Here is a 16,156-nt window from a genome sequence, read left to right as displayed (position 1 = left end):
AAACTCAGATTATGATAGAAGTAGCGAGCTCTAATCTTAGAGGATCGCTACAATCGAAAACAATATCCTTGCAATAGTATAGTTAATTAACATAAACAATCCTATGACATCCTACGTAGCTTCATCTGCCAGAGCAGAAATGAGTGAACTTCGACGGCTTAAAACCTTATTACCACCAGAATTGCAAAGTTGGGTCATGGTCGAAGGTAGCACCGAAGTCAATCCTTCTCTGCTTCGCTGTGAAGAACTTGGAAAAGATGAAGTTGAAATACAAGTTGATCTGACTCAATGGGAAAACTTCTCCATTGACCAGCGTAATCTACTCTTTTGGCATGAAGTTGCCCGAATTCAAAATGACACAATTCCCAGAGAAGGATGGGAAATGGCTGCTCTGGCTATTGGTTTAGGGGGAGCAGTTGGCGAACTTTGGGTACAAGATGGTTTACTACTCTTGTTAGCCCTTGCTTTATGCGGAATTTCTGGCTATCGACTCTGGCAGAAAAATAACGGTGAACGGAAACTCCGAGAATCCCTTGATGCAGATGAAAAAGCCATTACCCTAGCCACCCGTTTCGGGTATTCCCTACCCAATGCCTATAAAAGTCTTGGTAGTGCTTTAAAAACTCTTATTGAACAAACCCCAAACCGTCGCCAACGGAAACAGTATGAAACTCGTCTCCAAGCTCTCAGAAAAAGTGCAGCTAAAGCAAAAGCTAAAATGCAGCAAAACCCAGTTCAACGTCCTCGTCTTTAGTAAAAGATTATTAACACTAATAAGAGTTTTGTGTTAACAGTTTGACAACGAAGAAAACAAAATTAAGCCAATTCCCACTTTACATAATTTGCCAAAGACGTAAAATTTAGTGATCTCTGACTTATGATTTTTGATCTTCATATGTGACTCGCCAGATACCAGAAGCAAAGTTTCCAATTGTTGTTGTTGTTGACAATCAGCCAATGATGCAGGGGCATCTGCATCATTGGCTTTATAATAGCCTCTACCATGCACCAGTTTATATGAATTGCCCCAGTTTTGGAGTGTTCTCAAAGGAGATATGAGTCCAGTGGGTTCTCGACTCCCACCCCAATTCCTGATGAAGTGGGTCTTTATGAAATTCCTTAGTGGCAACGGTTAAACGTTAAGGCAGGAATAACCAAAGAATGACAAGTTTATGGGCTATCGCAGGTGAAAGTTTTTGAAGATGTGGAAGGTGAACACTTCATCATTAATCAATCGGTTTCGATTAAAATTTATAACCTAATTTAAATTTTTTTAAAAACAAAATTTTTGATCTAAAGGAGTAATTGATGGTCATTTGTCTCAAAAAACTTTATAAAAAAGTGAATTACTTTGTTCTAAAGTTTGACTAACACAGTTCTTTATACTTATCAAGATTTTTCCTCTCATCTGAACCATTGCCATAGAAATATATCAGTTTTTAAATTGCCTAAAAATTAAAATTTTGGATGTTGGGTAACATTTTTACTTATAAAAAAATGTTTTTTTTTATAAAAGTACAGTAAATCTTCTAGCTCAATAAAGAGTATGTGGACTATTTTTAATGAGAAAATTAACTGATCACTTACAATATGTTCACATTGCTGATCAGTGCAATTACTTGATTATGGAAAAAATTTTAGTCTCTATTTAGACTGAGTAGAATAAGTTAGTAGTTAATAACTTCTAAAACTCTTATTCTGACTGTATTCTATAACTCAGAAAACTTAATTTTGATAGAGATTAAGTTTTCTGAGTTATAGAAACCTTGCGAAGCAGTGCTTTCAACTTTTTTTATTATGATTTTTCCATGACTAGTCTAGAAGAGCAAAAATACTTGTAACAACCGTGACTTGGTCACAATCAACCGATAACAATTATCGACACTATTTATATTTTTAAATAGAAATGTTAAGCGCAGTCCTCACCAAAAATCCATTTATTTAGATGGGTTTAGGAGAACTGAGAAATAAACGGCAACGTACATTGACAATAAGAAATTACAATTTCAATATTATCTCTTTATAGAAAGATGAATCTTATTTTGTTGCTTATTGTGATTGTGTCCCGATTTTAGTAACCCATTGTTTCAAGGTAGCTACTACTTCCTCAATAGCCATCTCTCGGGAGTTTCTTCTTGCCCGTTCTACCACTTCTACCTTACCAGATTTGAGTGATCGCCCTGTCACAATACGATAGGGAATACCAATTAATTCCGCATCCTTAAATTTAACTCCGGCCCGTTCATCTCTGTCATCTAAGAGGGTTTCTACCCCAGCTTGGTTCAACTTGTTATAAAGTTCCTCAGCCACTTCTATTTGTTTGGAATCATTAATATTGGGAATAACTACGACCACATGATAAGGGGCGATTCCTATCGGCCAAACAATTCCATCCTTATCATAAAACTGTTCCACAGCCGCTTGAGCTAGACGAGAGACTCCTACTCCGTAACATCCCATAACTAAGGGCTGTTCTTCTCCTTTTTCATTGGTAAAAGTTGCCCCCATTGCTCGGGAATATTTTGTTCCTAATTGGAAAATATGTCCGACTTCGATCCCTCTAGCGGTTTTTAGAGTTTGTTTGGTATCATGAACCGCGCGATCACCCACCATAGCTGTTCTTACATCTACTACTAATTTCGGTAACTTAAACTCTTTATCCCAATTAGCCCCTATTTGATGATATCCATTCTTATTAGTCCCCGTGATGAAGTTTTTCAAATCTATAACAGTTTTATCCACTATTCTCAAGAATCCCGGGGCGTAATCTTTGCTAGAATTAATATAATTGTCCTCTAGATCAGGAGCAATATATCCTAATGGTAAGGGTTTAGTCGCCCATTTTTGTTGTGATATTTTATTAGAAGTTCCCAAATCTAAAATTGCACTTCCTTGATATTGAGGGGCAAATATTGCTAATTCATTTTTTAACTTGACTTCGTTTATATCGTGATCTCCACGAATTGCAACTAGCACTATAACAGTCTTTCCACTATCATACAAAACCTCATAGAGGACATTTTTGACGATCAATGTAGGGGAGCATTTCAAGAATTTACAGAGTTTCTCTATAGTATCGGTTGCTGGAGTTTCTCGTATTTCTGATTTTATAAAAGGAGATTTTTCCGCATCAGGAGGCAAAGATACAGCTTTTTCCACATTAGCTGCATATTTTCCATCTTCGGTATAGAAGATTTTATCTTCCCCTGCTTCAGCAAGGATCATAAACTCCTGAGAGGCTGATCCCCCGATCACCCCTGAATCTGCTTGTACAGCTCTAAATGCTAAACCACAACGACGAATTATGTTCCGATAAGCTTGATCCATAGCTTCGTAGGTTTCTTGAAGACTTTCACGAGAAGTGTGGAAGGAATAGGCATCCTTCATAATAAATTCCCGTCCCCGCATTAAACCAAAACGGGGGCGAATTTCGTCACGAAACTTGGTTTGAATTTGGTATAAATTGACAGGTAATTGACGATAGGAATGGATCATGTCCTTAGCAAGAGTGGTGATTACCTCTTCATGAGTTGGGCCCAGTCCTAATTCCGTTTGTCGTCTATCGATCAAAGAAAACATAATCCCTTCTGCTTTAGTATAGGTTTCCCATCGACCTGACTCTCGCCATAAGTCTGCCGGTTGCAGTTGAGGAAGTAAACATTCTTGAGCGTTGACAAGGTTCATTTCTTCACGGACAATTTGGGACACCTTTTGTAAAACTCGCCACATCAGTGGTAAATAGGTATAAATTCCACTACCAATGCGACGGATGTATCCCGCTCTCAATAGCAGTTTATGACTAGGAATTTCTGCTTCGGCAGGATCTTCCCTCAGGGTAACAAAAAGCATTTGAGACAGTCGCATGGCTAGTTTCCTCCTATTGACCCAGGATTCATTATGGCATCTTTTGGTGATCTTCGAATCTTGCAAGAGGACTTCTGTTAAATCTGTCCTAGTTTCATTCGTTCTTAGACGAAAGAAGACAAAGAACAAATATTACCCCCGATTAATATAGAACTAGGAGTTAAACCGAATAATTTACGAATATCCTAGATTAGAAGTTGATTAATTTGAAATCTTGAGTCAAGCGGACAATTAGCAGTCTATCGTTGAATTTTTTTGATAAAATTCAACTTTTTTAAAAAATCAAATTAATTTGAGGCATCATTTAATCGATACATTGGGCACACATGGTAGATAACTTATTCGATTAGTTTAATAGTCTGGGTGATTAGCTAATTAGTTTATATAAAAAAAATTAACCTTATTACTTTGAAGCGTTTAATTATTTATTAAATTGGCTTGCTATTGTCTGGCATTAGATTGTTACTCTTGTAAGTAAGACTTCAGTCTTCAGTAGAAGATTAGCAAATATTTAGCTCCAATTAGCAGTAAATCATTTTGGAAACCTTCTAACTTTTGATTTACAAAGAAGATAATGGACCAGAGAAAAGGTATGTGATGCCTATATCTCAGAGATTAATCTTCATCTAGTTTAATTCTATTACTCAATTTTAAGAATTGAGAAAAGTAAGAAAAATATCAAATTTTATTGTCTAAACCGACAGGTACTTTATCATATTTATTCATAATTTTGCATGGTGAATATAAAGCAAATATCCAAAGTATTCTTAAAGTTTACGTAACTTTAAGAATACTTTGGAATAATTTTATAATCTAGTATATCTTAGCTTCAAAAATTAAGACAAAAAAATGTTAATGTTATAAAAAATAATTCTAGATTGAAAGATTAATTTAAAATTTAATCATCATCTTGGAACTAGGTTGAATCTCAAAAATAAAGCAAATAATGACCCTGAATTAGTTGGGCGGTATTCTAGTTTATAGCATTATCCTACCTCTGCTTAGTCCTTGTCTAAGTGATATCCTTTGTTTTTTATCTTGAGTTGATGTAGTTTGAGGTAAATAAGCAGCACTATGTTAATGCGCATTATGGCTTTAAAAGTAACCGCCATAAACAAAGCTCCACAGTAGTTTAACAGAGTTATCTATAAAACTCTAATTAACTAATGTTATCTCTTCGTTGAAGAGTGTTTTTCAATGAGGAGCAGAAAAAAGTTTATTTAATCACACTAGCTCTATATTTTCTTGTTTAAGAAAATATAGAGCTAGTGTGATTAGATTATCAATAATGGGGTGAAAGTTAGAGAGAATTGCCATTTATTTAATAGCGATTTTTATTTGTATAAATTAGAATGAAAAAACCTAAAAAGCACTGGTTGCACGAAAAAATGAAGCGGCACTCCATAGATATTCCTGCTGAAATCATAGAAACTAACAATAAGACTAATCAATCAACTCCACAACTAGCAGAGAGTGTTCAAGTCAATTCGTAGTTTTGTCAATCGTCTACTTGGACGTTAGAAAGTAAGAAAAAGTATAAAATAATTCTCTCATAGCCGAGAAAAACATCCTTCAATTGAGGTAGTACAACTTAAACTCAATACTATTGAATAATTGTCATAAAACCACACAAATACTACTCTAAAAGGACTAACTACTTGTTTACAAGGAAAAATAAATGTTAAAGTCAATATTCGTGCTGTGTGTCGTCTAATTCAAACATTTAAATGAACTCCAAAAAATACTTTATGTCTTGAAGGCTTATACAGATAGGGGTCAGACCTTGAGACAGGAATATTCGACGAAACTTGGATAACTAAAACTTTTAGACCTAGTTTTTATTGACAAAACCGGAGCTTAGCTAGCTATAATTTGTTAGTGTACCAGAGCAACTGAGGGAAAACGAGCTTATGAAAAACGTCCCAATAATTGAGGAGAAAATATTACGTTAATTGGGTTACTCGTCACATCGAATTTTTCTATCCCTTTTACTTTTGAACGATGGACAAAGAAAAAAGCTTTTCTCACTTATAAAACAGAAGTGCTAACACCATAAATCTAACCAGGAGCACAAATTATACTTTTATCTTCTTATTCTCTTGATTTCAACTTCATTAAAAACTGTTAGTTAAAAATCAAAGAATATTTCTGCACTCGAGAATACTAAAATTATAGAGGTATCAATCAAACTATCAATAAAGCGATTTATTTAGTAATCGATTAAAACATAAGCCGTAACTAAAAAATGAGAACAAAAAAGAAGTGAATGTACTCAGAACAAAAGGAAACTATTTAATATCTGTGATCTCTTATAAATTAGAGAAAAAGTTTCAATTTGGACTAGTTTTAAAGAGTTTTAAAAGTTATAGTTATATTAAGTTAATGGACCGGCGAGCTGACAAAGCTGAAAAGAGATTGAAGAACTTTTATAAAAAATATACGAACTAATGTCTCTATTAGTTTTCGAGCTTTGTTTGAACTTCTTAGGCTAGAGAACCTTCTAATTCAGAATGAGTTGACAGTTGACCTATTCCCTAATAGTTCTTAATATAGTATTGTCTATTTGTGCTCGAGCTCTTAGCGCAGCTTAACCCATCTAAAAAACTATTTTGGTGGTCTACAGTAGGAAGCAAGGAAATAAACGACAAAAAAAGTTCCAGTTTATCTAACGCACTTTACTTAAAATTTAATTTGAGAAAAGTCTATTAGTCTACTTTTTGTGGCTATTGATATCTTTCTAAGCTTCAATTGTAAAACCTGTTCTGTGATATCCTCCAATATTATTTAGAGGATACCGATCAGCAATGATAGTTACTTATTCATTATTTATTATTCAAATATTTAGCCACCGTTTGCACATCTTTATCCCCTCGTCCCGAACAATTAATAATAATACGAGGACTGCCTTCCAATTGAAGACAAAGAGTTGCCAAATAGGCGATCGCGTGAGAAGTTTCCAAAGCGGGAATAATCCCTTCTAATTGAGACAATTGTTGAAAAGCTGCTACCGCCTCAGCATCGGTAACACTATAATATTCCGCGCGATGGCTATCTTTAAGATAACTATGTTCCGGGCCAACCCCAGGATAATCTAATCCAGCACTGATTGAATGGGCTTCAATCACTTGGCCATCTTCATCTTGTAAAAGATAACTCATTGCTCCATGTAAGACTCCCGGACGACCTTTTGTTAAGGTTGCAGCGTGCTTTCCAGACACAATACTCTCCCCTGCGGCTTCGACTCCAATTAACCGCACAGAAGGGTCATTCACGAACTCATAAAATAGTCCCATAGCATTAGAACCTCCTCCTACACAAGCTAAAAGAATATCGGGTAAACCGCCCCATTTTTCTAAACTTTGACGACGGGTTTCTTGTCCAATAATTTGATGAAAATCACGCACCATCATAGGATAGGGATGGGGACCAGCTACTGATCCGAGAATATAATGGGTTGTCTCCACATTTGTTACCCAATCTCTAATAGCTTGTGAGGTAGCATCTTTAAGAGTTCCTGTTCCCACTTCAACAGGTTTTACAGTAGCCCCCAACAAATTCATGCGGAAAACATTCAATTTTTGACGTTCCATGTCATGAACGCCCATATAAATAATGCATTCTAGACCAAAACGGGCGCAAACAGTGGCAGTCGCTACTCCATGTTGGCCTGCCCCTGTTTCAGCAATAATGCGCTTTTTATTCATTCGTTTAGCTAACAGCACTTGTCCCAGGGCATTATTAATTTTATGCGCTCCAGTATGGTTTAAATCTTCTCGTTTGAGGTAAATTTGGGGACCATTACCATCAGGATGACTATAATAGTTGGTTAAGCGTTCAGCAAAGTAGAGGGGACTAGGTCTTCCTACATAGTCTCGTAATAGTTGATTTAATTCTTCGCAAAAGTCGGGATCATCTTTGTAGTGACTGTAGGCAGTTTCTAGTTCACTTAAGGCTGGCATTAAGGTTTCGGGAACATACTTTCCACCATAACTGCCAAAACGTCCTAAAGCATCAGGATATTGGCGTTGTGTGGCTGAAGTGGTAGAAATAGGGGTTATGCTCATTACAGTTTCGTGATCTATGATCTATTCAAAATAGTGACACTCTCGGTGTTAATTCTATCGAATTTAACGGGGGATTCTTTCTTTCTTTCCTATCCCAACCCGATTAAATATTAAATCTATTTAAAAGTTTTCCGAAAAAATACCATGAATCAAACCATAAATTTAGATGATACTCGTAATAGGAAAATTAAAGATGTCGTTGGGGCTAATCTGACCGGAGTCAATTTTTCAGGGGTTAATTTAGTTGAAGTTAACCTGTCCAAGGCTAGTTTACAAGGGGGAATTTACAAGGAGCTAATGTCACTAATGCCGACTGTCGTGATGTTGACTTGTGAGGAACAATTCTCTTAGATATTGAAAGGAGTAATCTAAGTTTGGCTAGGGGTTTTTGCAGAAACTGTACTTAGCCACTTGGATTTAACAGGAGTCGATTTTTGCAGTTGTGACTTGCGAGGCGCATCTTTAGTGAGAAGAAAACTATGGGAACAACACTACAAGAGGCTGATCTCAGCAATGCTAACTTATCAAGAGCCAATCTATCCCAAGCTGATTTAAGAAGAAGAGATTTTTCAAGACATTTCCTCTATTAAGGTACTCTTTTAGAGTTAACTATCAGCCGTTAAATTTAAATCTTACAAGATTCTCATACTTAAATCTAACCAGGGTGATCGTGTAATTGGCGCACTACTTGAAATATAATCAACCCCCGTTTCTGCTATTGATCGAATAGTTGTTAAAGTAACATTACCCGAAGCTTCAATTTTTACTTTAACGTTGTGATTGCGGATAAGTTGCACCGCCTGTTTCATTAAGGCTAATTCCATGTTATCCAACATAATGATATCAGCAGCACCTTTCAGGGCTTGGTTTACTTCTTCTAGAGTGGTAGTTTCTACTTCTATAGTGAGAGGGTAAGGGATAGTCCGGCGGATGCTATCAATAGCTGGTTTAATACCCCCTGCTGCTTTGATATGATTGTCTTTGATCATTACTGCATCATCTAACCCCATACGATGATTAATTGCTCCTCCAACCCGAGTGGCATACTTTTCTAAAATTCTTAAGCCAGGGGTTGTTTTACGAGTGTCTACCAATTGGGTGGGAAGGTCTGCGATCGCCTCTGTGTATTTTTGGGTAGCTGTGGCAATTCCACTGAGGCGCATTGCTAAATTTAAGGCGACTCTTTCTCCCATCAACAGCACATCCAACGGTCCGTTAAACGTACTAATCACTTGTGACGGTTGTACCTGGTTTCCCTCGGCAATCGCATAATTGACTTGAACCTGATCGCTCAATAGTTCAAATACCCTAGCGGCTATGGGCATCCCTGCAATAACTCCTGTTTCTTTAGCTAACCATTGCGCTTGTCCCCATTGTTGTAAAGATAAACCTTGAGCGGTGCGGTCGCCTCGCCCCATATCTTCTTGCAACCATGTGTTAAGTAATGGATCTAAAATTAGCCGATGGGGTAAGATGTTCATCATCTAAATTGGTAATTGAGACTAAGAGAAAGAGGGGATGAGAGGCTAGACGAATTAACAGTTTTTATGGATTTAGACTATACCTAAGTTCCAAATACACAACTTCTTAGTACGGTAACATCACTAATCAGTCAATTGTTTTGCTTAATTATTAATAATCGATTCTCTTAAACTTACTTTACATTCAACTCGAAGTAATTAGCAAGGACATTCTTCCAATCTATCATTAATTTTATGTAAATAGATGAGCCAAAATAAAAAAGTAAGAACTGATTCTAAAACAGTGACTAAGTTAATGGCTCTAAATAAACATCGAAAAGCAAATTATTTTATCTCTCTATATTTGAACAACTGGAGTTGGGTTTGTATTGCTTTAATTGAAATCATTTATAATAACTCCTTTTAGCAAGACTTTGTTTAACCATCCTAGCTTAATCATGCTAATCTTCAAACACTACTCTGGCAATTTCATAAATTTTTCTTTGATGCTATTCTCTTTCTACTATGTTTACTTCTGAACTCTAACTTACTAGAAAAACTAAATATAATCCTTTTTTCATTATTCTAGTTTAGATTTATCTCAACCACTTGTATCAAAAATACTTACTTTTTTTTCATTCCTTTATCTTGACAAATTTTTTAAGTTTTATATCCTTTCTTTTCTGAGAAAAATATACTTTTTTATTTCTATTAGAAATAGTGTTAATTAATTAACAACATTATTATATGTTTCTCAAAATCTACCCCAACCTCTTCAACCTCGGTAAAAATCTTTTTTCTCTAAGCTTATAGCTGTTTTACTATTTATTTTTTGTTATAATCTCTATAATTACTACTTTATATAGAAAAAATAACACTACATAGTATTTGTTCTATATAAAAGTAGCAATTTTATATAGAACAAACAGTTTTGATTTTCTATGTTGTTTAAATATTTTTTATTAAAATAATAAACATTGTTCTAGTTTATTATTTACTGAATATATTCTGCTTAGACATTTTGTCTATAAATATTTAAAACTTATTTGATATTTTTGATCTTAAAGTTTTTAGTATATGTTTTTTTGTGATTTAATTACAATGTAGATCTATTATTTCTACTGTTCCATAAGTACAGATTAAGTTAAGAGATTGAACATAACATAATTTAATTTACATACAAAACCTTCTATGAAATCATTCATCTAATAATAATAGCTTTTGACAAGTCTATTATTGATAATAAAACTTTATCTTTATCTTTATCTTTATCTTTTATATATTTACATGACAGACTCGGTAGAACCAAAATTATTTTTCTTCTACTTCTCGGAGAATCACACCATCCCTCTCTTCCTTGAATGCTCTATATAGAAACTATTGGCAAATTAAATTTGCCAATAGTTTCACCCAATCTGCAATTTATTTAACTTTCTATTCTCTTGTCCTTAAACATACTATGTTTAATCTTTTTTGCGTTTTGGAAAGAATTTCTGGATTGCGAGTTAACTTTGACAGTTGTTGATCTCCTCAATTCTGTTAGCCTAATTTTTAGGCGGGTTTACATCTAGTAAAAGTTCCCAGGATTACACAAGCTTTTTTTATACGAAAATTGGATTTATATAGTGAAGTTGGAATAAAAGTATTTGAAGTTATTAGTTGTTAATCTAACATTATAAGTCTATAACAGCTGTTTATATTGTTTTTCTATTTATAGAATGAATAGCTGTTACTGCTAATTTTATATATAGCATAAAAGAAAAGTTGCATATTTAAAATAATCTTGGACAATGAATTTAGGAAAATTAAAAACATAATTTATGCAGAATAAATTATCATACAATGTTCATTGTAAACAGAATGTGGATCATCTCGTGAATAACATTGGTAACAGGAGTAGTTTGATCGTATAGTATAAAAGGGTAACGAAGTTAACGTTCAGGGTGACATATATCTTTGGTTAAGACAGATCATTATGCTCCCTGATGTTGTTCACTTTCTTATCTAAAGATAACTATACTCAGCGATTGTGGTGGTCGTTTTATAGTTTTTAAAATTTTGATAGATTTGCTTGTCAGTTTCTAGTTATTAGAATCAAGAGAATCAAGGAATAATCTTCTGAATATAGAATTATAAGAGGATTTTCTGATTGATATCTGATACATTTGTCAATCAAACTAGATGAGCAAAATTTATGTTGTATCAAGCCCATCTTAGATTTAAGATGCTAATCTTTTCACGGATTGTAATTCTGCAGAAAGTGCTATGTCCTATACAATTGCTAACAGTTGTCCAAGCTGTACCCCCTGTCAAATAAAATGTCCTACTGGGGCAATTCAAATCAAGGATGGAGAGTATCTGATTGACCAGAGACTATGTAACAATTGTGAAGGCTATTTCTCAGAACCTCAATGTATTGTCCAATGTCCCATCAGTAGTCCTATTCCTGTTCAAGCCAAAAAAGGTAGATATAAAAGTGTTTCGAGAATAGCGACCTCTGATGAGCTTTTTGTCAATGGAAATAATACCCCGTTTGCATCATCAATGGTCATTTGGGAAGGATGCAATGTGTTAACTAGTGCGGCGGTTTTACCCTGGGAAAAAGACGATAATGGAGCATTATATTACCAACGAGAGGTTAAACAAGGTCGTGGTACAATGATTTTTCGATTAAATGATAGTTTAGAATCAGCTTCTTCTGAAGAGTGTAATTATGCATCCAATATTTCTAACTTAGAAACGATTGATATTCGTTCGGCAAGTTTACATCTTATCTTTTCAGCTTATGCAACTACATTAGATAAACCTTGGGAGCAAGAGTTTATTATTAGTGATCAACAAATTGAAGATTATTTAGGTTTAGATAAACGTAAAGATCTCAGTAAAGCGGCAAAGCTATCGTTAATTAAAACATTAGTACAACAACCAGGCCAACTTAGAGTAACGGTTGATTGGCCAAAACAGGGAAAAGTTGAGGGATTTACGGTTCCTGAAAGTCCTCTATGGCATATTTTAGATATTCAACATCATTTCCAGCAAGACGACTCGGGATGTCAACATTTAATTGGGCTAACCTTCACCATAAAACCAGGACTGTGGGCAAAGTATTTTTTGAATAAACAAGGTTATAAACGACGGATTGCTTTTTATCAATATGGATCCTTGCCTAAGTTTCTTTTAACGACGGTCATGAGTATTTGGCAGCAACATCAAGGAGCAGTTCGGATTATGTTGTGGTTGCTATTTAAAAGTAAAATGGGAAGAAAACAATGTTTAACAGTTTCTACCTTAATGCGAGTGGCCTATGGTCAAGGAAAAATCAACCAGTCAAACTTGCAAAGGGAACAACGAAAGCGACTCATTCGTTCTTTTGAAAGTGACCTCGAAGTACTTAACCATTATGGTATTAAAGCTGTTTTCGATCCTGTTTCTTATCCTGAAACTATTCAACCAATGTGGGTAAAATTGGCGGACTTACCTGATGATGCTGATGAAGCCTTAGACTTTTGGATTAATGACGGTTCTCAAGAAAATCGCGTTACCGATGCCGGTCGTCGTGGTAAATGGAATCAGTTAATGAAAGCGCGCATTCGTAATTTTGAATTGCCCCCGGAGTGGGAAGAACAACTGGCTAAATTTGAGCGTAAAAAACAACAACTTGCCAACCGAAAAAGTCGTTCTAAAAAATTATCTAATCTCACGGCTGAACAGATTTTAGCTGCCAGACAACGTCAAGGAATGAGTCAAAGGGCATTAGCGGAGAAGTTGGGCAAAAGTCAAAGTTGGATTCGAGATGTAGAAAGGGGACGTTTTTCTGCAAAACCTGAAGACAGAGCGATCCTACAGAACGTTTTAGGATTGAGGTAAAAGTATAAAGGATTGACAGATTTATAAGATGGTTTTCATCAGATAATGAAAGTATCGATTTTATTATTATACTTTATGTCTATAAAGTATAATAATAATGCTTTCAGAAATTTATGAAATGTATTCATGATTATCAACCCAGAAAGGGAACGAAAAATTGTCCCTATCCGTAATAGGTTGCCTACTAAAAACGGTAACTGGAGTTTTGTTCGGAGACGTTCGACGTCATTACAAATCGATGGCTAAAAAACAATCAATGAAAAACCCCACCGTGTGAATTCGTGGGATTGTCTGAAGAATATTGCTTGTCTAGGACATTTATGAAGCCATCACCAGTGGTGGTTTGGTACAAATTATCCGTCCGGCAGAAGTTTGTAACGCAGAAGTTCACAATGACTCGGCTCTCACCCCCTACATACTTCTTCCCTTATTCTACCACTACCATTGGTCCAATGTTCGAGATTTCTACTCCTTGAGTCTGGTTTTTTCCCTTTTTGAGTATTTTAAGTTTGATGGTGTCTCCTGAAAGATAAATGGGGCCAATAGCTTGAGCAATATCATTAATGTTCATTAAAGTTGAGGATAACCACTTTTTGTAAATTGGCTACTTTACTTAGATTATAGTCGTTGCTTAACAAGATTCCGTTATTTGTTTAAAACAAATGTACTAATTTAGCATCAACGGTAGTAATCTCCTCATAATCTGCCAAATGAATAATAATCCGCTGAGGAAATGCCTCTTGTATTCGGTTGAGGATATCTAACCCTCGCCGTCCCCAAACTCTTTTTTGATCATTACTGGCATCGGCTAGTTCTTGTAATTACTGTAGGACAAATTGGGGAACTAGCAACTGTCCTTCAATAAATCCGGTTTCGAGAAGTTATTCGATACGACCTTCAATGATATAACTGATGTTGAGAACCTTAGTAGAGACTGGTTTTAACGTTTCTTCGTCCACTAATATGAATTTCAATGCTATTGGAGTTAATCAAGCGTAAGAAGGTGCGTCTATGGGTATCGGCTAAACTACTAATCCCCATGAAGGAGAAGACAACACTCCCTAAGATACCAACTATTAATTTAATGAAGATCAATTTTCTGGGAATGGGGAGTAAAAAGATAGGGGCTAACAGGAGATTAGCAATTAATAACCCAATGACTAGCCTCACAGCCCGTGTCACATTGATTTCAATGGGGGTACTACTAATTCTACTTTCTAAACGAGGATATGTGGTTTAAACGACTAAGCCAGAGGCTAGTCCAATAATTGAGGTAAAACCAACTATTAACCAGCGTAAGGTGTAAGGTTTTTAAACTAGAGACTTGATCTCGAACAATCAATACATAGAAACAAATCAATGCTATCAAAACTGATTCCGGCAGCTACTAGGATAGATATGAGGATAATAATGACATCAAGTATAAGTCCTATTCTACATCAATATTTTGGAAACCTAAACGATAAAATTACGATATTTTTCTAAATTTACATGAATATAAAAAAATAAGCCAAATCATCAAAGTTTTTTTCTATCAGACTTCTTCAATTAGTTAAACAAATGAAATTAAGTAATCTGCCTAAGGCAGCTTATCTCCATATTCCTTTTTGTCGTCGTCGTTGCTACTATTGTGATTTTCCAATATCGGTATTGGGAAATAAAACCGATATTAGAAAATCTTCTTCTATTTCTGAATACGTGGAAGTATTATGTCGAGAAATTATCGCTACTCCATCTGACAATAGTCTTCTAGAAACGGTTTTTTTCGGAGGAGGAACTCCATCTTTGTTATCTCCATCTTATTTGGAAAAGATTTTAATCACTTTAGATAAACATTTAGGGATTGTTCCTAATGCAGAAATTTCTTTGGAGATAGATCCTGGAACTTTCAGTCTTAAACAATTACAAGATTATAAAATTGCAGGGGTTAATAGAATTAGTTTAGGTTGTCAAGGATTTCAAGATAATTTATTAGAATTTTGTGGAAGAACTCATCGGATTGATGATATTTTTAGAGCCGTAGATTGGATTAATAAAGTTAACTTTAAAAATTTTAGTCTTGATTTAATATCAGGGTTGCCTCATCAAACTTTAGAAGATTGGCGAATTTCTTTAGAAACTGCGATAAAAATTGACCCATCTCATTTATCTTGTTATGATTTAGTTCTTGAACCTAGTACCGTTTTTGGGAAACGATATCAACCTGGAAAAAGTCCCTTACCTACGGATGAGACAACCGCAACAATGTACCGTCTTGGTCAACAATTATTGACTGAAGCAGGATATCAACATTATGAAATTTCGAATTATGCTAAACCAGGTTATCAGTGTCGTCATAACCGCGTTTATTGGGAAAATATGCCTTACTATGGCTTTGGAATGGGAGCAGCAAGTTATACAAATCAACAACGCTTTACTCGTCCTCGTACCCGAAAATATTATTTTACATGGGTAAATCAGTTGTCACAATCAGGCGGTTTTATTGATTGTCCTAAATTATCTAATATAGATATTCTCCTGGAAAATCTTATGTTAAGACTAAGGTTGTCTGAAGGTATAAATTTATCTTTAATAAAAGCAGATTTTGGAGAAGAAATAACTAGCAAAATCATATTTTGTTTGTCTAATTATTACCAGCAAAATTTAATTAATTTTATTGATGAGCAAGAGAATAAAATATTATTAGATAATACAAAGAAAATACCAGAGAACACTAAGTTAAAATTAACTGACCCTGAAGGATTTCTGTTTTGCAACACTGTTCTAGCAACTTTATTTTACAATCTAAGAGATAGCCTAAATTAGCAAGTTATTAGTACTATATTTTTAGTATTACTGCCCAAAAATCAGGTAATTATATTATTGGTTTATAATTTAACTATGAAATAGTCTAACAGTTAA

Annotated in this window: 9 protein-coding genes and 2 pseudogenes; 6 read left to right on the top strand and 5 right to left on the bottom strand. The window is 34.8% G+C overall.

Annotated features, from left to right (window positions below):
• Positions 1 to 103: 103 nt before the first annotated feature.
• Entirely contained in the window at positions 104 to 754 is a 651-nt protein-coding gene (locus P3F56_RS05485; protein ID WP_281151927.1) for a DUF3318 domain-containing protein, read from the top strand.
• A 33-nt stretch (positions 755 to 787) separates the two neighbouring features.
• Here P3F56_RS05485 and P3F56_RS05480 read toward each other — a convergent pair whose 3' ends face one another.
• Entirely contained in the window at positions 788 to 1,009 is a 222-nt protein-coding gene (locus P3F56_RS05480) for a hypothetical protein (RefSeq protein WP_281151926.1), read from the bottom strand.
• Between P3F56_RS05480 and P3F56_RS10490 the strand changes: the two are divergent.
• Positions 1,008 to 1,082, top strand: a pseudogene (locus P3F56_RS10490) (sugar transferase); the annotation flags it as partial. The gene P3F56_RS05480 and the pseudogene P3F56_RS10490 overlap by 2 nt on opposite strands.
• Positions 1,083 to 2,049: 967 nt before the next feature.
• Here the strand turns inward: P3F56_RS10490 and proS are convergent.
• Entirely contained in the window at positions 2,050 to 3,864 is a 1,815-nt protein-coding gene (gene proS / locus P3F56_RS05470) for a proline--tRNA ligase (protein WP_281151925.1), read from the bottom strand.
• 2,822 nt (positions 3,865 to 6,686) lie between these two features.
• Positions 6,687 to 7,928 (bottom strand): tryptophan synthase subunit beta, encoded by a 1,242-nt coding sequence (gene trpB, locus P3F56_RS05465; RefSeq protein ID WP_281151924.1) that lies wholly within the window; start codon positions 7,926 to 7,928, stop codon positions 6,687 to 6,689.
• Positions 7,929 to 8,072: 144 nt separating this feature from the next.
• Between trpB and P3F56_RS05460 the strand changes: the two genes are divergently transcribed.
• Both P3F56_RS05460 and P3F56_RS05455 read left to right on the top strand, forming a co-directional pair.
• The gene (locus P3F56_RS05460; protein WP_281151923.1) at positions 8,073 to 8,279 is read left to right on the top strand and encodes a pentapeptide repeat-containing protein; all 207 of its coding nucleotides are present in this window, start codon (positions 8,073 to 8,075) and stop codon (positions 8,277 to 8,279) included.
• Between the two features lie 128 nt (positions 8,280 to 8,407).
• Entirely contained in the window at positions 8,408 to 8,518 is a 111-nt protein-coding gene (locus P3F56_RS05455; RefSeq protein WP_281151922.1) for a pentapeptide repeat-containing protein, read from the top strand.
• Positions 8,519 to 8,560: 42 nt separating this feature from the next.
• On the opposite strand, the gene nadC is transcribed toward P3F56_RS05455, so the two are convergent.
• Positions 8,561 to 9,412, bottom strand: a complete 852-nt coding sequence (gene nadC / locus P3F56_RS05450; RefSeq protein WP_281151921.1) for a carboxylating nicotinate-nucleotide diphosphorylase — start codon at positions 9,410 to 9,412, stop codon at positions 8,561 to 8,563.
• Positions 9,413 to 11,653: 2,241 nt separating this feature from the next.
• Here nadC and P3F56_RS05445 point away from each other — a divergent pair.
• Complete coding sequence (locus tag P3F56_RS05445) at positions 11,654 to 13,255, top strand: helix-turn-helix domain-containing protein (RefSeq protein ID WP_281151920.1); 1,602 nt, start codon at positions 11,654 to 11,656, stop codon at positions 13,253 to 13,255.
• A gap of 318 nt (positions 13,256 to 13,573) precedes the next feature.
• Here P3F56_RS05445 and P3F56_RS05440 read toward each other — a convergent pair.
• A pseudogene (locus P3F56_RS05440) lies at positions 13,574 to 14,679 on the bottom strand (PIN/TRAM domain-containing protein).
• 136 nt (positions 14,680 to 14,815) lie between these two features.
• Here P3F56_RS05440 and hemW point away from each other — a divergent pair.
• A complete protein-coding gene (gene hemW / locus P3F56_RS05435; protein WP_281151919.1) occupies positions 14,816 to 16,060 on the top strand; it encodes a radical SAM family heme chaperone HemW in 1,245 nt (414 codons plus the stop codon).
• Positions 16,061 to 16,156 lie beyond the last annotated feature (96 nt).

This window comes from cyanobacterium endosymbiont of Epithemia clementina EcSB (assembly GCF_029919255.1).
In the GTDB taxonomy this organism is placed as follows: Bacteria; Cyanobacteriota; Cyanobacteriia; order Cyanobacteriales; family Microcystaceae; genus Rippkaea.
The sequence above is the reverse complement of the archived record's forward strand: the minus strand, read 5'-3'. Positions and strand labels throughout refer to the sequence as shown.

Excerpts from the sequence above, each read along its gene's own strand:
- P3F56_RS05485 (WP_281151927.1), top strand. The coding sequence starts at position 104 with ATGACATCCTACGTAGCTTCATCTGCCAGAGCAGAAATGAGTGAACTT.
- proS (WP_281151925.1), bottom strand. The coding sequence starts at position 3,864 with ATGCGACTGTCTCAAATGCTTTTTGTTACCCTGAGGGAAGATCCTGCC.
- trpB (WP_281151924.1), bottom strand. The coding sequence starts at position 7,928 with ATGAGCATAACCCCTATTTCTACCACTTCAGCCACACAACGCCAATAT.
- P3F56_RS05460 (WP_281151923.1), top strand. The coding sequence starts at position 8,073 with ATGAATCAAACCATAAATTTAGATGATACTCGTAATAGGAAAATTAAA.
- P3F56_RS05455 (WP_281151922.1), top strand. The coding sequence starts at position 8,408 with ATGGGAACAACACTACAAGAGGCTGATCTCAGCAATGCTAACTTATCA.
- nadC (WP_281151921.1), bottom strand. The coding sequence starts at position 9,412 with ATGATGAACATCTTACCCCATCGGCTAATTTTAGATCCATTACTTAAC.
- P3F56_RS05445 (WP_281151920.1), top strand. The coding sequence starts at position 11,654 with ATGTCCTATACAATTGCTAACAGTTGTCCAAGCTGTACCCCCTGTCAA.
- hemW (WP_281151919.1), top strand. The coding sequence starts at position 14,816 with ATGAAATTAAGTAATCTGCCTAAGGCAGCTTATCTCCATATTCCTTTT.